The sequence below is a fragment of the Arthrobacter sp. 2RAF22 genome (assembly GCF_052115325.1).
In the GTDB taxonomy this organism is placed as follows: Bacteria; Actinomycetota; Actinomycetes; order Actinomycetales; family Micrococcaceae; genus Arthrobacter.
In genome coordinates this window covers 60777-79842 of record NZ_JBFRGL010000007.1, presented here as the reverse complement: position 1 = coordinate 79842, position 19066 = coordinate 60777, and the positions used below count along the sequence as shown (strand labels likewise).

Sequence of the window (19066 nt, the reverse complement as noted above, 5' to 3'; positions counted from 1 at the left end):
CAACTGCGAGTTAGTTGGGTCGGCTACGGCGGGGTCAGTTGGGTTGGTGGGCTGGAGGGGTGAGGGCGCTGCGGACTGAGGTCCAGGACTCGAGGACCTCCAGTACGTCCGGGTCGCGTTCCGTCAGGACGGCCTGGGAGTACGATTCCTCGAGCAGCGCGTCCACGGAAATGCGGGTGCCGGTGGATGCGCTGAGCATGGCCGCTTCCACCATGGCCAGGCTCATGATGTTCTGGTGGACCTGCCCCATGGGAGTGTTCCCTGTGCGCAGGGCAGTCACGAAGTCACGCAGCGAACCGGCGATCTCCTGCCCGGGATCGTCGCCGCCGGGGCCCGAATCAGCGCCCAACGAGGACACAGGTTCGCTGTCGCCGTCCCACAGGACCGTGCCGTGTTCGCCGCTGATCCGCCATGCCGCGTTCCAGGAGGTCTCCTGACCCGGGCTGCACCAGCTTCCAGTGAACACGAAGCGCTCCCCACCGGTCATTTCGAAGATGGCGGTGGCCCCTGCATCGCCGCGGTACCAGCTCCAGGACGGGTTGTATTCCTCGCAGAACACCGAGACAGGATCCGCGTCGAGCAGGAACCGGGCCATGTCGAACTGATGGATGGCCATGTCCAGCAGCAACGGGTGGTCCATGGCATCCCGGAATCCGCCGAAATGCGGCGCCTTGAAGAACTCGGCGGAGACAATCCCCACGCTGCCTAGAGAAGCAGAAAGCCGTTTGGCCTCGAAAAGATGCCTGTTGTACCGGCGCGACTGGCTGACCATGAACAACTGGCCGCTAAGCTCCGACGCCGCGGCTAGCGACAGCCCCTGGGCCACGGTGGAAGCCACGGGCTTTTCGCCGAGCACCGGGAGCCCTGCAGCCAGCGCCTCCGTGGTCACCGGATGGTGGGCGACCGGAACGGTGACGTTGATGACCGCGTGGGCGCCGACGTCGGACGCCAGCTGCGCGGTCCCGGAGCCCACCGGCAGATCGGGACGCCCGATCGCCGCCGCGCCGGCGCGGGCGGCATCCAAATCCAGGTCGACGATGCCCGCCAGCTCCACGAGCGGCGACTCCTGGACCGTCCGGAGCCACGCGCGGCCCATCCCCCCGGCGCCGACGACGACGACGCGAAGGGGAGTGCCGTCGTCGGGAAGGGTGGCGAAAGGGGTACTCATGCGTTGGCTCCCTGGTAGCTCTTGCCGTTGAAGAAATCGTTGGTCTCGTAGCGCAGCAGTTCGGGGTGGGCGCGCTCGGGCCGATCGGTGACTGCCCATTCGACGGCGTTGGAGATGACCCGGCGGACGTCCTTGTGGTGGTAGACCGGGTAGTCCTGGTCGCCGGGACTGAAGAAGAAGATCTTGCCGTGGCCGCGGCGGAACGTGCAGCCCGAGCGGAAGACCTCGCCGCCGCTGAAGGAACTGATGAACACGAGCTCCTCCGGAGTGGGGATGTCGAAGAACTCGCCGTACATTTCCTGCTGATCGATCACGATGGGGTGCGGCACGCCCTTCGCGATGGGGTGTGTGGGGTCCACAGTCCAGACCAGTTCGCGGTCCTGCTCACTGCGCCAGCGCAACGTGCATGAGGTGCCCATGAGCTTGGTGAAGATCTTGGACCAGTGCCCCGAATGCAGGACGATCAAGCCCATTCCGGACAGGACGTGGCGGTGCACGCGCTCGACGATCTCGTCGTCCACATCACCGTGGGACATGTGCCCCCACCAGGTGAGGACGTCCGTGGTGGCGAGGACTTCCTCGGTAAGGCCGTGCTCGGGCTCGTCGAGGGTGGCGGTGCGGACGCTGGCCTTGTCGCCGAGGTTCTCCTCGATGCCGGCCTTCACGGCTCCGTGCATGCCTTCCGGGTAGAGGCGCGCAACCAGTTCGTCGCGCTTTTCGTGCCGGTTTTCGCTCCAGACGGTGACGCGGATTGGTTCAGACATGGTTTCTCCTTGAAGGTTAGTGGTTTGGTGCCCGACGGCGGTGCGGAGCCGCGGGCGGCGAGCTCGGCACCCGCGGTGGGACCCGCCGTCGGGATCTGGTCCTACTTGACCGCGCCGCCGGCGGTGCCCGCCGCGATGTACTTCTGCGCCGCGACCAGCAGGATGATGGCCGGGATGGAGGCGAGGACGGCCGTGGCCATGACGGAGCTCCAGTCGTTCACGTAGGCGCCGATGTACTGGAATATTCCCAATGTCACGGGTCGCACGGCCTCCGTGGTGGTCAGGGTCAGGGCGAACAGGAAGTCGCTCCAGGTGAACAGGAAAGTGAAGAGCCCCGCGGTGATGAGCGAGTTCCTGCTCAGTGGCACCACGATGGACCAAAACGCCCTCACATGCCCGGCACCGTCTACTCGGGCCGCCTCGATGACCGACGCCGGCATGCCGTCCATGAAGGCCCTGATGATGAGGATCGCGAACGGGATGCCATGCGCGGAGTCGGCCAGGATCAGGCCCGGGATGGAATTGAGCAGGCCAAGATCGTTGTAGGCCGTGTACAGCGCGTTGGCCACCACGATCCCCGGGATCATCTGGCTGATCAGGATCGCGAAGAGCACCACGCCGGCGCCCTTGACCTTGAAATAAGCCAAGGCATAGGCCGCCGGCGCCGCGATAGCCAGGCTGAGCACCACGCTGCCCAGCGAGATCACCAGGCTGGTGGCCAGGTTCCCGCCCTGCTCGCTGATGGCCGTGGCGTAGCCGGTGAAGTCCGGCTTGAGCGGCAGCCACGAGGTTTCCAAGGTGGTGCCGTTGGGCTGCAGCGAAGCGTTCACCATCCAGTAGACCGGGAACAGCATGATGGCCAGGAAGACGATGGCCAGGACGGTGTAGCCCCACCTTTTGCGCTCGGGTCCCGTCCCGGAGCGAACCGGTCCGGCGCCTTTGGAGGCGATCCTATTTCGGGCGCTCGCTTTCCGGGCGCTCGCCGGCGCCGAACGGCGGGTGGTGATTTTCGTCGTCGTCATGGTTTCCTCACTCATCGACGGACCGTCGGCTGGCACGCAAGTACAGGACCGCGAAGACCAGCGAAATGACCACCAGGACGTTGCCCAGCGCGGCGCCCTCGCCGAATTTGAACTCGTGGAAGGACAGATCGTAGGACTGGGTGGCGATGGTCTGGGTCGAATTCGCCGGGCCGCCGTTGGTCAGGCCCAGGATGATGTCCAGCACCTTGAGGGTGTAGACGACGCCGAGCACCAGGACCACGCTCACCACTGGACGCAGCATCGGCCAGGTGATGTGCCGGAACGCCTTCCAACCGGTGGCGCCGTCCAAGGAACCGGCCTCGTAGAGCTCACCTGGTATTTCCTGGAGGCCGCCATAGAGAATGGTCAGATTGAACGGGATGCCGATCCAGATGTTCACCCCCACCACGGCGATCAGCGCCAGCGAGGTACTGGTGAGCCATGGAACGCCCGTATTCACGATGTGCATCTCTCCGAGGAAGCGGTTCAAGGCTCCGCTGTCCTTGTCCAGGATCCATCTCCACACGGCGCTGGACACGATGAGCGGCAGCAACCAGGGGAGCAAGAGCAGCGAACGCAGGATTCCGTTGAGCGGGAACTTGCGCTGGAAGAAGATCGCCAGCGCCAGCCCGATCACGAACTGGCCCAGTATGGATCCCAGCGTGAACAGTGCGGTGTTCACCAAAGATGTTGAAAACAACGACGACGACAGCACCTTCGCGTAGTTCGCCAACCCCACCCAGGGGGCCTCGCCCGTGAAGAACGTGGCCGTGGTGTAGTCCTGGAAGCTCATCACGATGTTCTTGACCACGGGGTAGCCGAAGAACAGCGCCATGTAGGTCACGGCAGGGACCAGGAACAGCCACTGGAAGAGGCGCTCGCGGCGTTTGCGGCTGCGCCGGCGCGGTGACTGGATTGCCTCCTCGGCCCGGGTGTTGTCCGAGCCGGACTTTGCGCGCGCTGTGGCCTGCAGGTTGGCGCGCCACTTGGCCTGCGACTTGGCCTGCGCTCTGGGTTGCGACGAATCAGTTGTGAGGGACATGTCCAGCCGCTTACTGGCCTTGGGCTTGCTTGAGGGCGTCGGCGGGGGAGGCCTTGCCCGTCAGCGCGGTCTGGATTGCGGTGTAGATCTTGGTCGCCTGTGCCGGCCATCCTTCTCCGAGTTCGCCGGTACGGGCCCGGGCTGTCTTGATGAGGTCGGTGAAGGTGGCGAGCTTGGGGTTGTCGGTGGCGAACTTTGCGGCCAGCGAGGTCTTGGACGGGATGGTGTTGCGGACCTTGGCCATGGCCAGCTGGTTTTCGTCGCTGTTCATGCAGGCCACCACTTCCGCGGCCTTGGCCTGATGGGCCTTATTGCCTGTCTGCGGAACGGTCCACACTTCGCCGCCAAGCGGGGCAACGGCTGTCTGGCTGGCGTCACGGACCGGAATCTTCACGACGCCGTATTTCAGCGCGGTGTTCTTGTCGAGCGCCGGGATCTGCCAAGGGCCGTTGACCATCATGGCTGCCTTGCCTGCCATGAACTGGTCCTTGACGTCTGCCTGGGTCCAGTTCAGCGCCGAGGAGGACACGGATCCGTCCTTGACGAGGTCGGTCCAGAGCTGGAGGGCCTGGGCTGTCGCTGGGGTGTCGATGTTCTTCTCGTCGCCTCCGTTGGACCACATGACAGGAAGGAACTGCCATGTGCCCTCGTAGGTCGGGTTGGCGTTGAAGGCCAGGCCATACTGCTCGCCTGAGGTGAGCTTGGTGGCCGCCGTCTTTAGCTCGTCCCACGTGGTGGGCGGGGTGACTCCGGCCTTGGCCAGAATGTCCTTGTTGTAGAAGAGCGCGATCGTGTTCACGGTGGGGGCTAGCCCGTACACCTTGTCTTTGTAGGTGCCTGCACTCAGGACCCCGGGCGCGAAATCGGCGGTGCTGATGTTGAAATCGGACAGTGGAGCCAGCGCTCCGGTAGCGGCAATCTGTTGCAGGTCCGGATTGTCGAGCATGAGTACATCCGGAAGCGTCTTCGAAGAGGACTGCTGGAGCACCTTGGAGATCAAGGACTTGCCCGGCACGGTCTCTCGTTTGATCGTGACGCCTGCCTTGGTGCCGCAGGCGGTCAGGGCGTCGCCGATGAAGGACTTGTCCGGCTCGTTGTTGTAGTAGTCCATCACGGAGATTTCCTTCACGGCATCCGTGGAGGAGGCGGAGGCAGTGGTGCCGCAGCCCGAGATGGCGAGCGGGAGGCCGACGAGAGCGGCCACGGCCAGGGCGAGCGGGCGGCGTGTCCTGATAGCTGACTTCATTGTCTGTTCCTTTGTTGGTGGAGGAAGGGAATGGTGCGTTTGTTGATGGGAAGTGAATTATCGAATCATCGATGCGTATCGACGATGCTGAAACGAACGGAGTAACGGAGTAGCGACCTGCGATGAAAAGCGTTGACGCGGTGGATCAGGGGTGGCGATTCACTGCGGACGGAGGGTGCTTGAACGGTGCGTGATGACCGTGGGTACCAACTCCAGGGATTCGTGTGGTCCGTGGGAGTCGGTTTCGAGGAGTTGGCACATGATTTTGACTGCCCGGCGGGATACTTCAGCCGGGCGCAGATCGATGGTGGAAAGCGGTATGGGTTGGAGCTCGGCGAGGGTGGGGGAGGCGCTTCCGATAACAGAAACGTCCAGCCCCAGGGTCAAACCGCGGCTGCTCAAGTCGCGGCGCAGAATGTCTTGGATGGTGCGGTCGGGAGCGATGAATGCGGGCTTGCCGGTGGTGCCGGCGAGGGCCTTGTCCACCGATTCGGAGATGGTGGCGCGGTCGGTCCCGCCGGGAAGGTGGAGCACGGTCACGCCCAGTGCTTTGGCCGCGACGTCCGTGCCGTGCAAGAACCGGTCGACGTAGTTCACGTGGCGGTCCATCACTGCGGGCTGCCAATCAATAACGGAAATCACGGAGTGGCCTGCGGCCGCAAGATCCCGGACGCAGTGTTCACCGGCCATTTCGAAGTCGGCGTCGATGCAGACCAGCCCGGACGGATCGCGGGGGATGCCGATCAGCACCACCGGGACGTTCAGGCTGCGGGCCACCGGGAGACGCTCGTCCTCGTCCTCAACCTGCATGAGGATCAGGCCGTCGCAAATCTGCTGCCCGACCACGCGGCTCAGTCCGGCGGCGCCTTCGTCGTCGGTGACCAGGAGAATGTCGTGGTCGAATTGCCGGGCCGTGCTGGCAATGACCGAGACGAACTCCATGATCGATCCCATTTCCAGCTCGGGAATGAACGGAATGACCAGGCCGATGACCCGGGTCTTGCGGCTTGCCAAGGCGCGGGCGCCGGCGTTGGGTTGGTAAGTGAGTTGCTCGATGGCGGCCTCGACCTTTTTCCGGGTCTTCTCGGAAATGGGCCGCTTGCCGCTGAGCACGTACGAGACGGTGCTTTGGGCTACGCCGGCAGCCTGGGCGACGTCCTTGCTGGTGGGCACGTTCCAGGCCTCCTTGCCGGGTTCGGTGGGTCTTGGTGATGCGTACTTCGGTGTGCGTCGATACGCATCGTCGATGCGTATCGAGAAAGAGTATGACATGGATCACGTAAGACCCGCAAGACCCAACCCCCGCTCACATATCCCGCCCTTCCTCCCGACCCCCGCTCACATATCCCGCCTTTCCTGCCGACCCTCGCTCACATATAGCGCCTTTCCTCCAAACCCTCGCTCACCTATCCGGCGTGTGGTTAGCTGTCCGGTATGGATGGGATCTCAACCGCAGCCAAGCAGCGGGGCGTCCATTGGGACGGTGCGGTGAACGCCTGGCACATCGCCGGAGGCTTGTACCGGATGGGCCGGCGGGAATGGCTCACCGATCTCGGGTGGCAGCAAATGTACGACGCCGGCATCCGCACCGTGATCGATCTGCGGACCCTTCGCGAGCAGCAGCCCAGGGAGGTTGATCCCGAGGTTTCGGCGGATGCGACTGCTCGCTTCGAGATCGTCCATTGCCCCACCGAAGATCCGGAGGACAAGGAGTTCACCGAGCGCTTTGGCCCGTACCTGAAAGACCCTGCCCACTACGCCGACTATGTGCGGCTCTTCCCGGACAAACTCGCCGCTGTTTTCAAAGCCATCGCCGCGGCACCCGGCGGTGTTGTAGTGCATTGCGCTGCCGGGCGTGACCGTAGCGGGATCATCGCCGTGATGCTGCAGAACCTGTCCGGAGCCGGCGACGAGGAAATCGTGCGGGGTTACCAGCAGGGAATGCGCGGAATCAACGAGCGCCACCGCCACCATCGCGCCCCGCACGCCCATGATCCCTTTCTCGAGGAAGACGCACTCGAGGCCTTGCTGGCATCGCGCAGCGTGAGCCTGTTGGAATTCGCGCATTCCTTGGACACAGCTACCTTCCTGAGAGCGAACGGCGTCTCTAAGGCAGAAATTTCCGCCATCCGAGCGAAACTCAACGCTCCGGCGCGGTAGTACGCGGTAGAAGCAGCGTCCCGGCGGGCATCTAGTGTGCAGATCGGGCCTCTCATGTATTCTGGGTTGTATTACCGAACGGCCGGTCAGTAATTTGCGGCCGTTCAGTCCATTTCGTGCCCGTGCCTTGGAAGGACCCGTCGACGATGACCAGTACCGCAGTCGCTCCGGAAGCCACAACCGTTGAAACCGTGCCCAGTTTCGTCCAGGGCGAGTGGTGGACCCCCAGCGCAGAAGCCTCAGCTGGCGTCCCCGTCCGCGACGCCAGCACAGGCGAGATCCTCGCAACGGTCAACACCGACGGACTGGACCTTGCCGGCGTCGTGAACTACGGGCGCACGGTGGGCCAGCGCGAGCTCGGCAAGCTCACCTTCCACCAGCGCGCCCTCAAGCTCAAGGAACTCGCCCAGTACCTGAACGGCCGCCGCGAAGAGTTCTACACCTCGTCCTTCAAGACCGGCGCCACCAAGATCGACTCGATGGTGGACATCGACGGCGGCATCGGCGTGCTCTTCACCTTTGGTTCCAAGGGCCGCCGCGAACTGCCGAACTCGCAGGTTGTAGTGGACGGCCCCATGGAAGTCCTGTCCAGGGACGGTTCCTTCGCCGGCGAGCACATCTACACCCGCATCCCGGGCGTCGCGGCGCAGATCAACGCCTTCAACTTCCCCGTGTGGGGCATGCTCGAGAAGTTCGCGCCTGCATTCATCGCTGGCGTCCCCACCATCGTCAAGCCAGCCACCCCCACCGGTTACGTTGCCGCCGTCGTGGTCAAGGCGATCGTCGAGTCGGGCATTCTGCCGGAAGGCTCGCTGCAGCTCATCTCGGGATCCGCCCGCAACCTGCTGGACCACCTCGACTACCGCGACATTCTCGCCTTCACCGGTTCCGCCTCCACCGCCAACTCGCTCAAGTCCCACGCCAACGTGGTCCAGGGCGGCGTCCGCTTCACCTCCGAAACCGACTCCCTCAACGCGGCCATCCTCGGACCCGACGCCGTGCCCGGCACCCCCGAGTTCGACGCCTTCATCAAGTCGGTCGTCACCGAAATGACGGTCAAGGCCGGTCAGAAGTGCACCTCGATCCGCCGCACCATCGTGCCCCAGGCGCTGGTGTCCGACGTCGTCTCCGCCATCGGCGCGCGCGTGGACGAGCGCGTCGTCGTCGGCGACCCCAGGGCAGAGGGCGTCACGATGGGCGCCCTCGCGTCGCTCGAGCAGCTCGCCGACGTCCGCGCGGCAGTGCAGTCAATGCTCGACGCCGGTGGCGAGCTCGCGTACGGGACGCTGGATTCGCCGTCGGTCACCTCGCTGGACGGCACCATCGGCGTCGTGGAGGGCGGCGCGTTCATGTCGCCCGTTGTCCTGAGCTGGGCCGACGTGGACTCGGAAGCCGTCCACTCGCTCGAGGCTTTCGGTCCGGTGTCGTCCGTGATCGGCTATTCGGACCTCGACGACGCCGTCCGCCTCGCCGCCCGCGGTGGCGGCTCGCTGGTGGCCTCCGTGTGCACCAACGATCCTGCTGTTGCCCGGGAATTGGTGACGGGAATCGCGGCACACCACGGCCGTGTCCTGATGCTCAACCGCGAGGACGCCCGCTCGTCAACCGGGCATGGTTCGCCTGTGCCGCACCTGGTCCACGGTGGGCCGGGCCGCGCCGGTGGTGGCGAGGAACTCGGTGGTATCCGTTCCGTCATGCACCACATGCAGCGCACCGCGATCCAGGGCTCGCCGAACATGCTCACTGCCGTGACCGGCGTCTGGCACACGGGCGCGGACCGCAACTTCACAGTGGAGACCGAAGGTACGCACCCGTTCCGGAAGTCGCTGGCAACCCTGCGGATCGGCGACGCCGTGCGGTCCGAACTGCGGCAGGTCACCCTGGACGACATCACGGCCTTCGCCAACTCCACCGGCGACACCTTCTACGCCCACACCAACCAGAAAGCAGCCGAAGCCAATCCGTTCTTCCCGGGAATCGTGGCGCACGGGTACCTGCTGCTCAGCTGGGCCGCCGGCCTGTTCGTGGAGCCGGCACCGGGCCCCGTCCTGGCCAACTACGGGCTGGAGAACCTGCGCTTCATCACTCCCGTTGCCGCCGGGGATTCGATCCGGGTCACGCTTACGGCCAAGAAGATCACTCCGCGCGAGACCGACGACTACGGCGAAGTAGCCTGGGACGCCGTCCTGACCAACCAGAACGACGAAATCGTAGCCACCTACGACGTCCTGACCCTCGTGGAGAAGTAGCCTCCCCTACCGACGCTCGCTCACGTATGTGGGTGTTTGGCCGGACGCCCGCTCACTCGTGTGGGTGTTTGGCCGGACGCTCGCTCACGTATGTGGGGGTTTGGCTGGACGCCCGCTCACTTGTGTACTGCATACGGAACGCTCCCCATCACTGGGGAGCGTTCCGGACCGATGTTCGTTTTATTGCCCGGGGGCGCGGTATGTCGGGGTCTTCTTGGCAGCTTCGTCGAGATCCTCCACCGTCATGAGCGGCTTCAAATGCAGGCGCACAGCGCCTGTCGCATTGATCATGAGTGAGAGGGCGGCGGCGCTAGCCGCGTCCGGGATCTCGAAGACTCCGACGACGTCGGTCTCCCCGAAAGCGTAGTAGAAACTCTCGAGCGATCCGTCTACGGATTTGAGTGCATCGACCACAGCATCGCGGCGCTTGGTGCCACCCTCGCGCAACAGCCCCTTGATTCCGTCGCCTACGTAGTTTGCTTCGAATAGATATTTGGTCATTGTCTTCCCGTCCCGTGATGTCCAGGACTCGGGCCTCCTAAGGTGCTCCCATCACCCGTTGAGGGAAGGTCCCGGAGTTGTTCCCCTGCGAGGGGGCTGTGCACATAGTAGGCCGAGGCTGTCGCCCTGACAACGGTCTAGGCGGACGCGCGGCCACAAGGTCTTTCCGATCCCGCTCGGCGTAAGATTTTTTGCGTAGGAGGTGGCGAAATGAACCTAGCACTCAGAACAGCCACAACCGTCTTGCCCGTCGACGACGTGGACCGAGCCCGCAGCTTCTACGCGGAGAAACTCGGCCTCCCTCATCGCGGCATGACCTGGGATGGAAATGATTTGTTCGGCATCGACGGCGGTCCCATGCTGCAGTTGATGCCCATCAAGGACGGCATGCACTCGTCGCACACTGCCCTTTCCTTTGAAGTCAGCGACATCGAGCGGACAGTCGACGAAATGGAGGCGAACGGCGTCGAATTCCGGGATTACGATCTCCCGGATCTCAAGACAGAACACCACATTTGTACCACCGACGCCGACCGTTGCGCCTGGTTCATGGACACGGAAAACAACGTCCTTTGCGTCCATGAAAGCCTGGGTATCCAGGCCGAATACCAGCTCTGAAAAGCATCACAGCACCACGCAGAACGCCCGCTCACTTTTTAGTGAGCGGGCGTTCTGCCAATTGGGGATATATGTGAGCGAGCGTCGGTCGAAAGTGCCGTATATGTGAGCGGGCGTCGGTTGAAAGTGCCGTATATGTGAGCGAGCGTCTGAGGGGGCAGGGGGAAGCCAGGGGCGACCTACGCCGAGGCGTGGAGGCCGTCGAACGCCATGGTGATGACGTCGTCGGCCAGGCGCTGCGGGGAGAGCGAGCCGCCCGGTTTGTACCACTCCACGATCGAGTTGATGGTCCCGAACAGGAGCCGGGTCACGGTGCGGGGGTCGATGTCCTGGCGCAGCGTGCCTTCTTCGCGGGCGGCCGAGATCAACGCGGCCACCTTGTGGTCGAAGGCACGACGCCGTTCCAGGGCATCGCGCTCAATGTCGGTGTTGCCGCGGAGACGCAGGAGCAGCGTGACGAACGGCAGCCGGTCCACCAGCACGGCGATGGTCTGCCGCAGGACGAACTCAAGGCGTGCATCGGCCGCCCCGGTAACAGCCTCGGGCTGTTCCAGGATGGCCTCGAGCCCACCCAGCGCGTGCTCGAGGGCGAGCTTCAGGAGGTCGCCCTTGGACGGCACGTGGTGGTAGATGGCCGATTTTGAGATGCCCAGGTTTTCGGCCAGAATGCCCATGGATGTGGCGTCGTAACCGTGCCGGTTGAAGACGTCGACGGCGATGAGCAGCACTGATTGCTGGTCGTATCCGGGGCGTCCCCGCTTGGTTACTGTTTCACTAGGCATGCTGGCCATTTTCTCATGAACGGTCGGTTGATTCGCGCATGCGCCCGGCCACGTTACCTCTTGGGTCGCATGTCGTAGACGCGGCGCAGCTTGCCGTTGGAGCGCTCAAGCGAACCCGGCTCCACGACGTCCACCACGCACGAAGAACCCACGTGGATCTTGATCTGTTCGCGCAGGGCGTGTGCCGCCGTCGTGCCCGCCTCGACCGAAACGTTCTCGCGGCGCTCAATCTTGACCGTCAGCGAATCCATGCGCTTGCCTTCGGGGCGGGTGAGCTCGAGTTGGAAGTGCGGGCTGAGCTCGGGGATGCGGAGCGCGATTTCCTCGATTTGTGAAGGGAAGAGGTTCACGCCGCGCAGGATGATCATGTCGTCGCTGCGTCCGGTGATGCGGCCCATGCGGCGGTGCGCGGGGCGGGCGGTGCCGGGCAGCAGACGGGTGAGGTCCTTGGTGCGGTACCGGATGATCGGCAGCGCTTCCTTGGTGAGCGAAGTGAAGACGAGTTCGCCCGGCTCGCCGTCGGCCAGCACGGCACTTTCCCCGCGGGAGGGATCGAACGGATCGATGATTTCGGGGCGGAAGTGGTCTTCCCAGATGTGGCAACCGTCCTGGGTCTCCACGGCCTCACCGGCGACGCCCGGGCCCATGACTTCCGAGAGCCCGTAGATGTCGCAGGCCTTGATGTTCATAGTGGTTTCGAGCTCGTGCCGCATTTCCTCGGTCCACGGTTCGGCTCCGAGCACGGCGTACTTGAGCGAGGTCGACGCCGGATCCACACCCATGTGCGCCATCGCGTCGGCGATTGTGAGCAGGTAGGTCGGGGTCGCCAGGATCGCGTCCGGCTTGAAGTCCTGGATCAGCTGGATCTGGCGTTCGGTCTGGCCGCCGGACATCGGGATGACGGTGCAGCCGAGCGCTTCGGCACCGGCGTGGGCGCCCAAACCGCCGGTGAACAGGCCGTAGCCGTAGGCGTTGTGGACCTTCATGCCCGGCCGGACGCCGGAAGCGCGGAGCGAGCGGGCCACCAGCGTGGCCCAGTTGGCGAGGTCGTTCTTGGTGTACCCGACGACGGTTGGCCGGCCAGTGGTTCCGGAGCTCGCGTGGATGCGGGCTACTTCGTCTTGCGGCACGGCGAACATGCCGAAGGGGTATTCCTGGCGGAGGTCTTCCTTGGTGGTGTACGGGAACTTGCCGAGATCGGACAGTTCGCGGAGATCGGAAGGGTGGACGCCGGCGTCGTCGAACTTGCGCTTGTACAGCGGCACGCGATCGTAGGCGTAGGCCACGGTGTGCTGGAGGCGGCTCAGCTGCAAGGCCTCGAGCTCGTCGCGGGAGATGGTTTCTTCGCGATCTAGCTGTGCAGTGTTAAGCGGTGCGTCGGGAGCGGCGACGGTGTTCTGTGTCATGGTCTTCCTACTTCTTGGAGATGGTGCGGCTGCGGCCACGGAACTCGGCGATGAGCTCGCCGTAGCTGCCCGGTTCTTCGGGCGACCCGACGGCGGAAGGTTCGCTTGCGTCGGCCGCGAAGATTTGGATGTCGTACAGGCCGCTGCGGCCGTTGTTGGCGCGACGGTTCGCGACGGCGGTGATCACCTGGCCTTGATAGGCCGGCTTGAGGAAGTTGATGTCGACGCCGGCGGCGACAGTTATGGTGTCGGCTTCCGACGGCGAGGGGTTGGCCGGGTTGCATGCCAGTGCAAAAGCTGAATCGGCGAAGGCGAAGATCATTCCGCCGTGGGCCATTCCGAAGCCGTTGAGCATTTCCTGCCGGAGCTTCATGCGGACGGTGGCGTGGCCGTCGTCGACCTTGAGTACCTCCAGGCCCATCCACTCGGAGGCGTAGTCGTTCTTGAGAATCTGGTGCTGCGCTGCGCCAGAAAGGGTGGTCTCAACCATGCGTCATTGCCTCCAGCTTTATTTACCGAATGTTCATTAGGTAATCCCAGTTTGCTTGAACTGTCAAGAGGAGATCGCTCGGCGGGACGGATCCAGACCCCCAAAAACCCCAACGTAGTAGCCTCGAGTCATGCCGCTCATCGAACTGCCCATCCGGACTCCGAGGCTCGTGCTTCGCAGGTTCGAGGCCACTGACCTGGAGCGATTTCACGCCTACCAGTCTCTGCCCGAGACGGCGCGCTTCCTGCTCCGGCAGGAATTGACCCTCACGCAGTCCATGGAAGCGTTGGGCCGCTACGCCAACTTCTCTTTCGAACAAGAGGGCGACTGGGTGTGCCTCGCCATAGAGCGCGCGGACACGCCGGGCTTGCTTGGCGAAGTGGTGCTCAAGTGGCTGCCGGGCACGGGGCAGGCCGAAATCGGCTGGATCTTGGCGCCGGAAAGCCGAGGCCAGGGCTACGCCGCAGAAGCGGCCGAAGCCGTGCTCCGCCTGGGTTTTGAAACCCTCATGTTCCACCGGATCGAGGCCAAGCTGGATGCCCTGAACACCTCGTCGTCGGGATTGTGCGAACGGCTTGGGATGCGCCGCGAAGCCGAGCTCGTGGACAACTGGCATTACAAGGGCCAATGGTCCACCGAAGTCATCTACGCGATGCTTGACTCGGAGTGGCGCGCGCGGAAATAGCATCCACTGCGAGCTGCTTGGGGGACGGTCATGGTGCGGGCTCCAGTTCTTTCTCGGGTGCGATGGATGCGGTTGCCCGGGAGAGCAAGATGACGCCGGCCAATGCGGCCGCGCCGCCGAGGAGCGAGGCGACACCCGGGACTTCGCCGAGCAAAATCCACCCGAGCAGCAGGGACAGCACCGGCACGACGTACAGGAGAGAACCGCCCTCTGCCACGCTGGTCCGCGAGAGCGAAACGTTCCAGAAACCGTAGCCCACCACGGTGCAAATCACCACGAGCACGGCCAATGCCAGCCAAGCGTTCCACGTGAACTCGGACGGCGTCGCTGCGAACCGGGCGGTCGGCACGGTCGCCACTCCGCCGATGAGGGATCCCCAGAAGACCACTTCGAGCGGAGGGACGCGTGCCAGCAGGGGCTGCTGGACGATGAGGAATGCCGACAGGAGAAGTGCGGCTGCCACGATGTACAAGGCATCGCCGTTGAAGCCGACGGCCGCGGAATCGCCCAGCGTAATGGCTACGACGCCTCCTACGGCAAGCAGCATCCCGCAGTAGCCCAGGCCTGACGTTCTCTCCCGCAACATCAGATGACCGAGGACGAACGCGAAGACGGGCGAGATATTCAGCAGGAGACTCGCTGTTCCGGCCGGAACGGTCGTCTGCCCGAGGTTCAGGAGCAGGCCGAAGCCCGCATACCCCAGTAATCCCGCGACAAGCATCCTCGGAATGTCACCACCCCGCAGCGTAAGCCGCTGCCGCCGGATCAGCAGCACCAAGCCAAGCACGACGGCGGCACCCAAGTAGCGCAGCGGCGTCAGGTCCTGGGGGTCCATCACTTTCAGGGCCTCTCGGGTAGCCACGTATGTGGGCGCGGAAGACAGCACCATCAGCACATCTGGTCTTCGGTACCATCCGGTCACAATTGGGGCCTTCCCGGTGAAATGGCCCTTTGCTACAGGGCGGTTATTCAGGGAACTATTGCTCTCCCGGACGATTTATTCGTACAGTACATGAATTAGATCGTTCGCGGAAGAAATAAAGAGCAACTATTCTTTGAAGAGACCTTTGAGAAGCGCATCAGTCGGACATCGGCCTGAGCAGGGGAAACGGGGACGAGCGACATGACGGCGACCACCAAGGACCACGAAGAGCGGCCCCGCGCCAAGACTGCCGGCGAACGGCAGCGGCACCCTACTGAAGTGCGGCGCCAGCTGGTGGTTGACGCCGCGCGGGACCTGATCGCGGACAAAGGACTGTTCAATGTCCTGATCCGCGACATTTCAAAAGCCTGCGGAGTGTCACCCGGGACCATCACCTACCATTTCAAGAGTCTCGACGAAGTCCTGATGGAAGTAGTCAAGGCGGAGACCGCAGACTTCTACGTTCCCCTGCAGGAGAGCGCCAGAGGGTCCGGCGACCCTACTAGGGAACTGCTGTTTTTCCTCGAGGGGATGTTCGGCTCGGATGCGAGTTCCCGCCGGCACTGGCTGATCTGGTTCGATTTCTGGTCCGCTGCGGCCAGGGACGAAGCCTACGGACGCTGGATGGGCGAACACTACGACGGCTGGCGCAGCGCCTTGCGCGAGATCACCGAGCGCGGCGTCAGCGAGGGATCCTTCGTCTGTGACGATCCCCAAGGTTTCGCCATCGAGACTGCAGCCATGGTGGATGGCCTCGCCGTCCAGTGCTATGCGCGGGGTTCGTCCCTTCCGGTGGAAACATCGCGGAACCTGCTTATCGCGTTCGTGAGGCGAGAGCTCCAGATCAGGTGAGCAGTGCGACCAGGAAGAGTGCCGGAAATAGCCCCGCCGCGACGCCGGCACGGCCGCGGGCGCGCGCGTAAAGCGGACTTACGCCGACATGCGCGAGAATAGCAGGTACCGCTGGTGTTAAGGTGGGCTGAGCATAAGAGAGATGGGGATCTTGAAGTGGGCGCATCGGGCGTGGCTGTAGTAATCGAGGATGACGATGACATCCGTGAGGTAGTCCATGCCGTCCTCGAGGCATCGGGCCTGGAGGTTTACGCGGCCGGAAACGGCGTCGACGGCGTGGATGCGGTCCGCCTTCACAACCCCGACGTGATCACCTTGGACCTTGGCCTGCCCGACATTGACGGGATCGAGGTCACCCGCCGCGTCCGCGAGTTCAGTGACGCCTACATCATCATGCTCACCGCCCGGGCACGTGAAGTGGACACCCTGCAAGGGCTGGCCATCGGCGCCGACGACTTCGTCACCAAGCCCTTCCGGCCGCGCGAACTCCTGGCCCGGGTTGAGACGCTCCTTCGGCGGCCGCGTGGCAGCAAGCTTTTGAGCAGCTCCGGAGGGAGCCCGACGGCGGAGCTGCCGCCGGCCCCGGCGTCGAACTCGCCAACCGGACCCACACCTGCGCTGCCGGCGGCTGAGCCATCGGGACTGGAACACAATGGCCTTTTCCTGGACGTAGCCACGCGGACCACCCGGGTGGGAACCGAAGAGGTGCAATTGACCCGCACCGAGTTCGACCTTCTTCAGGCCCTCATGGAGGCCGGGCGCGTTGTGCGAAGCACCACGGGGCTTGCCCGCTGGCTCCATGCCAGGGAGTACGAAACCGGAGGCTTTGTCAGCGAATCCGAAGAGCGCGCGATCCAGGTGCACATCGCCAATCTGCGGCGGAAGCTCGGCGACTCGGCGCAGTCGCCGCGGTGGGTGGAAACCGTGCGTGGCGTTGGTTACCGCCTAGCCGCAAAGACATCGGAAAACTGACCCAATCTTAAGCGAACCTTTAACAACGCTCTTTACGCTGGGAAAGTCAACTTCGGATTTTCACGGCTCAAAGGAGCATCGCATGAAAAAATTCGCCGCAACACTGCTCATGACGGGCCTGCTGGCTATTGGCGGATTTGTCACCCCTGCCAATGCCGCACCGAAGACCACGCACGACACCACCGGCACAACAGTAACGACGGTTACCACCGGCACTGTTGTGAACTACGCTCAGATCGGTTGGTGGCCCAACTGACTCGCACTAGCTGCCGTTTTGGCGCCTCATAACGGCATCTACTGCTAGCTACTTGGGTAGACGGGCAAGAAGAAGCTCCACGCACCGCCCCGGGCCACCGCCCAGGGGCGGTGTTTTATTTGTCCGACGCCGGGAGCTGCCGTTCCTGACCCTGTTTGACGCGGTTGAGCCCTGGAATGACGCGACTTGCCGTGTCGTAAGCGCTTTCCCAATTCAAAGAAGGTCAGGACGGTACAAGCCCCGCCCAGAGACGCCGCCCCTTAGCTCTCCGTATCCAGCGGGAGCCGGACTGAAACCGTGGTTCCTACGCCCAGGGCGGACTCGACGTCGAGCCGGCCGGAATGGCGTTCCACAATGTCGTGGGCAATCGCCAGGCCAAGCCCGCTCCCGGGGATGGCCGCAGTGGAGGCGTTTGAAGCGCGGAAGAACCGTGTGAACACCTGCTCGATCTCGGTTTCGGGGATCCCGACGCCGGTGTCCTCCACGCGCACCACCACGCTGGGTACCGTCCCCGGGTCCGAGGTGACCCCGCTGCTGACCGCGACGTGGCCGCCGTTGGGCGTGAACTTGATCGCGTTGCTGATGATGTTGGCGAAGACTTGCTCGAGCTTGGCCTCGTCGGCCTGGACGGTCATGGTTCCGGGCGCATGCATCACAGTGAGGGACAGCGAACGGGAGTCGGCGAGCGGCTGCAACGTCGAGACAACAAGCCTGAGCAGGGTGCCCACATTCACGCGGCTCAGTTCGAGGTCGCCGGAAGTGTCCTGGTGCGAGACTGTGAGCATGTCTTCGATCAGCCGTCGGAGCCGCTCGGCATTTCGCGAAATGACATCGACCATCCGCTCGACGCCCGCGGGAAGAGGTCCACCGGCGCCAGCGCGGATCATGTCCAGGTATGCCGTGATGGACGTCAGGGGGGTTCGGAGTTCGTGGTTCACGGTGGTGAGGAAGTCGGTCTTGGCCTGGTCGAGTTCCTGGAGCTTGTACATGACCTGCTGTTGCGCGCCGATCAGGTGGCTCTGCATCAGGCCATACGCCAAGTTCCCCGAGACGTGCTGAATCAGGCCTATTTCGGCCCGGGTCCATTCCTGCGCCGTGTCCGGGCGGGCGATCCAGATGACCCCGAGAACGAGGTCTCCCTCGCCTACCGGCACCACAACAGAGGCCGACGGCGCCCCCGCACCACCGGTATCACCCGCACCACCGGATTCACCCGAGGGAGCCCGTTTGGGCAGCGGCTGCACTTCCGCTTCTGCCCACAACCGTTCCGCCAGTTCGAACGTGGCGATTTCGTCAGTGAGTTCTCCCGGCAGGACTCCCGGCACCAGTCCGGGAGCGTTCCATTCGGCGCTCACCTGCGGCACCCGGGTATCCGGGAACGTCGTGAACCAGACGTGTTCCGCGCCCAAGGCCTCGCCGATTCCGTCGACCAGGTGCCGGGCAATCAGGCCTGGATCAATGGTTGACCGGATCGCCGCGGATACCTTCCGCAGGCTCTCCCTCAGCGACTCGGCTTCCGAACGGCGGCGCGTCCGTTCGGCGGCGCGGGCTATCAGTACCAAGGCCCTGTGTGCACGAATGACGGGAGGCTGGCTCCTGTAGGCAAAATCGGCAATCGTCCAGGCTTCCAGGGCAGCGACATCCAGCTCATCCTCCGGGTCCAACAAGAGCAAAACCGGAACGCTGTTTCGGGGAAGGAACTCCCGGAGGTCGTTGTCCACCACCAGCACGTCCCACGGTTCGCTTTCCAGCGCGGCCGCAAGTGAACCGGCGTCGGGCACTGAACGAACCATGAACCCTGCCGCGGCGAGCGCTGCAACCGTCTCGGCGAGACGGGCCGGGTCAGGGTCGGCCACCAAGGCCCGGTTTGGCAACGATGCATTGTCAGTCAAGCTACGCTCCTACTGTCCGGTCCGTCCCCCAACGGGAAG

The 19066-nt window shown here is 63.9% G+C and carries 19 protein-coding genes; 7 read left to right on the top strand and 12 right to left on the bottom strand.

The annotated features are described in order from the left end of the window. Positions 1–34: 34 nt before the first annotated feature. From AB4068_RS07945 to AB4068_RS07920, 6 genes are all read right to left on the bottom strand, one after another. A complete protein-coding gene (locus AB4068_RS07945) occupies positions 35–1168 on the bottom strand; it encodes a Gfo/Idh/MocA family protein (protein WP_441433102.1) in 1134 nt (377 codons plus the stop codon). Then, positions 1165–1932, bottom strand: a complete 768-nt coding sequence (locus AB4068_RS07940; RefSeq protein ID WP_307054594.1) for a ThuA domain-containing protein — start codon at positions 1930–1932, stop codon at positions 1165–1167. Before AB4068_RS07940 ends, AB4068_RS07945 begins: the two co-directional genes overlap by 4 nt. Before the next feature lie 101 nt (positions 1933–2033). After that, a complete protein-coding gene (locus tag AB4068_RS07935) occupies positions 2034–2786 on the bottom strand; it encodes a carbohydrate ABC transporter permease (RefSeq protein WP_441433143.1) in 753 nt (250 codons plus the stop codon). Between the two features lie 175 nt (positions 2787–2961). Continuing rightward, positions 2962–3996 carry a carbohydrate ABC transporter permease gene (locus tag AB4068_RS07930; protein ID WP_441433101.1) on the bottom strand — a complete coding sequence of 345 codons (1035 nt, stop codon included), beginning with the start codon at positions 3994–3996 and terminating at the stop codon, positions 2962–2964. 10 nt (positions 3997–4006) lie between these two features. Further along, the gene (locus tag AB4068_RS07925; RefSeq protein WP_441433100.1) at positions 4007–5242 is read right to left on the bottom strand and encodes a sugar ABC transporter substrate-binding protein; all 1236 of its coding nucleotides are present in this window, start codon (positions 5240–5242) and stop codon (positions 4007–4009) included. A 159-nt stretch (positions 5243–5401) separates the two neighbouring features. Next, complete coding sequence (locus AB4068_RS07920) at positions 5402–6415, bottom strand: LacI family DNA-binding transcriptional regulator (RefSeq protein ID WP_059389543.1); 1014 nt, start codon at positions 6413–6415, stop codon at positions 5402–5404. A 261-nt stretch (positions 6416–6676) separates the two neighbouring features. Between AB4068_RS07920 and AB4068_RS07915 the strand changes: the two genes are divergently transcribed. Together AB4068_RS07915 and paaZ are read left to right on the top strand one after the other, a co-directional pair. Beyond that, positions 6677–7402, top strand: coding sequence for a tyrosine-protein phosphatase (locus AB4068_RS07915; RefSeq protein ID WP_441433099.1), 726 nt, complete (start codon positions 6677–6679; stop codon positions 7400–7402). A 146-nt stretch (positions 7403–7548) separates the two neighbouring features. Continuing rightward, positions 7549–9651: a phenylacetic acid degradation bifunctional protein PaaZ gene (gene paaZ / locus AB4068_RS07910; RefSeq protein WP_441433098.1), complete on the top strand. Its 2103-nt coding sequence runs from the start codon at positions 7549–7551 to the stop codon at positions 9649–9651. 180 nt (positions 9652–9831) lie between these two features. Here the strand turns inward: paaZ and AB4068_RS07905 are convergent, their stop codons facing one another. Next, on the bottom strand, positions 9832–10152 hold the full coding sequence (locus tag AB4068_RS07905) for a GYD domain-containing protein (protein ID WP_284753769.1): 321 nt from the start codon (positions 10150–10152) through the stop codon (positions 9832–9834). A 210-nt stretch (positions 10153–10362) separates the two neighbouring features. Here AB4068_RS07905 and AB4068_RS07900 point away from each other — a divergent pair, with 210 nt between their 5' ends. Then, positions 10363–10770: a VOC family protein gene (locus tag AB4068_RS07900; protein ID WP_059389546.1), complete on the top strand. Its 408-nt coding sequence runs from the start codon at positions 10363–10365 to the stop codon at positions 10768–10770. A 179-nt stretch (positions 10771–10949) separates the two neighbouring features. Here the strand turns inward: AB4068_RS07900 and AB4068_RS07895 are convergent, their stop codons facing one another. From AB4068_RS07895 to AB4068_RS07885, 3 genes are read right to left on the bottom strand one after another with little or no spacing between them, the layout of a single operon-like run. After that, positions 10950–11552, bottom strand: coding sequence for a TetR/AcrR family transcriptional regulator (locus AB4068_RS07895; protein WP_078107744.1), 603 nt, complete (start codon positions 11550–11552; stop codon positions 10950–10952). A 53-nt stretch (positions 11553–11605) separates the two neighbouring features. Further along, a complete protein-coding gene (gene paaK, locus AB4068_RS07890; protein ID WP_306959145.1) occupies positions 11606–12958 on the bottom strand; it encodes a phenylacetate--CoA ligase PaaK in 1353 nt (450 codons plus the stop codon). Positions 12959–12965: 7 nt separating this feature from the next. Then, positions 12966–13448: a hotdog fold thioesterase gene (locus AB4068_RS07885; protein ID WP_059389548.1), complete on the bottom strand. Its 483-nt coding sequence runs from the start codon at positions 13446–13448 to the stop codon at positions 12966–12968. Between the two features lie 130 nt (positions 13449–13578). Between AB4068_RS07885 and AB4068_RS07880 the strand changes: the two genes are divergently transcribed. Beyond that, a complete protein-coding gene (locus AB4068_RS07880; RefSeq protein WP_059389549.1) occupies positions 13579–14133 on the top strand; it encodes a GNAT family N-acetyltransferase in 555 nt (184 codons plus the stop codon). 28 nt (positions 14134–14161) lie between these two features. Here AB4068_RS07880 and AB4068_RS07875 read toward each other — a convergent pair whose 3' ends face one another. After that, positions 14162–15055 (bottom strand): DMT family transporter, encoded by an 894-nt coding sequence (locus AB4068_RS07875; protein ID WP_441433097.1) that lies wholly within the window; start codon positions 15053–15055, stop codon positions 14162–14164. Positions 15056–15256: 201 nt separating this feature from the next. On the opposite strand from AB4068_RS07875, the gene AB4068_RS07870 reads away from it, so the two are divergent. The 3 genes from AB4068_RS07870 to AB4068_RS07860 all read left to right on the top strand — a co-directional run bounded on the left by AB4068_RS07870 (position 15257) and on the right by AB4068_RS07860 (position 17135). Then, on the top strand, positions 15257–15907 hold the full coding sequence (locus AB4068_RS07870; RefSeq protein ID WP_441433096.1) for a TetR/AcrR family transcriptional regulator: 651 nt from the start codon (positions 15257–15259) through the stop codon (positions 15905–15907). A 171-nt stretch (positions 15908–16078) separates the two neighbouring features. Then, on the top strand, positions 16079–16879 hold the full coding sequence (locus tag AB4068_RS07865) for a response regulator transcription factor (protein WP_284990050.1): 801 nt from the start codon (positions 16079–16081) through the stop codon (positions 16877–16879). 82 nt (positions 16880–16961) lie between these two features. Further along, entirely contained in the window at positions 16962–17135 is a 174-nt protein-coding gene (locus AB4068_RS07860) for a hypothetical protein (protein WP_172465637.1), read from the top strand. Between the two features lie 260 nt (positions 17136–17395). On the opposite strand, the gene AB4068_RS07855 is transcribed toward AB4068_RS07860, so the two are convergent. Next, the gene (locus AB4068_RS07855; protein WP_441433095.1) at positions 17396–19027 is read right to left on the bottom strand and encodes a sensor histidine kinase; all 1632 of its coding nucleotides are present in this window, start codon (positions 19025–19027) and stop codon (positions 17396–17398) included. Between the last annotated feature and the right edge of the window lie 39 nt (positions 19028–19066).

Bases quoted from the DNA above. Each gene is read 5' to 3' on its own strand.
- AB4068_RS07945 (WP_441433102.1), bottom strand. From the start codon at position 1,168: ATGAGTACCCCTTTCGCCACCCTTCCCGACGACGGCACTCCCCTTCGC.
- AB4068_RS07940 (WP_307054594.1), bottom strand. From the start codon at position 1,932: ATGTCTGAACCAATCCGCGTCACCGTCTGGAGCGAAAACCGGCACGAA.
- AB4068_RS07935 (WP_441433143.1), bottom strand. From the start codon at position 2,786: ATGCTGTTCCCGGTCTACTGGATGGTGAACGCTTCGCTGCAGCCCAAC.
- AB4068_RS07930 (WP_441433101.1), bottom strand. From the start codon at position 3,996: ATGTCCCTCACAACTGATTCGTCGCAACCCAGAGCGCAGGCCAAGTCG.
- AB4068_RS07925 (WP_441433100.1), bottom strand. From the start codon at position 5,242: ATGAAGTCAGCTATCAGGACACGCCGCCCGCTCGCCCTGGCCGTGGCC.
- AB4068_RS07915 (WP_441433099.1), top strand. From the start codon at position 6,677: ATGGATGGGATCTCAACCGCAGCCAAGCAGCGGGGCGTCCATTGGGAC.
- paaZ (WP_441433098.1), top strand. From the start codon at position 7,549: ATGACCAGTACCGCAGTCGCTCCGGAAGCCACAACCGTTGAAACCGTG.
- AB4068_RS07905 (WP_284753769.1), bottom strand. From the start codon at position 10,152: ATGACCAAATATCTATTCGAAGCAAACTACGTAGGCGACGGAATCAAG.
- AB4068_RS07900 (WP_059389546.1), top strand. From the start codon at position 10,363: ATGAACCTAGCACTCAGAACAGCCACAACCGTCTTGCCCGTCGACGAC.
- AB4068_RS07895 (WP_078107744.1), bottom strand. From the start codon at position 11,552: ATGCCTAGTGAAACAGTAACCAAGCGGGGACGCCCCGGATACGACCAG.
- paaK (WP_306959145.1), bottom strand. From the start codon at position 12,958: ATGACACAGAACACCGTCGCCGCTCCCGACGCACCGCTTAACACTGCA.
- AB4068_RS07885 (WP_059389548.1), bottom strand. From the start codon at position 13,448: ATGGTTGAGACCACCCTTTCTGGCGCAGCGCAGCACCAGATTCTCAAG.
- AB4068_RS07880 (WP_059389549.1), top strand. From the start codon at position 13,579: ATGCCGCTCATCGAACTGCCCATCCGGACTCCGAGGCTCGTGCTTCGC.
- AB4068_RS07870 (WP_441433096.1), top strand. From the start codon at position 15,257: ATGACGGCGACCACCAAGGACCACGAAGAGCGGCCCCGCGCCAAGACT.
- AB4068_RS07860 (WP_172465637.1), top strand. From the start codon at position 16,962: ATGAAAAAATTCGCCGCAACACTGCTCATGACGGGCCTGCTGGCTATT.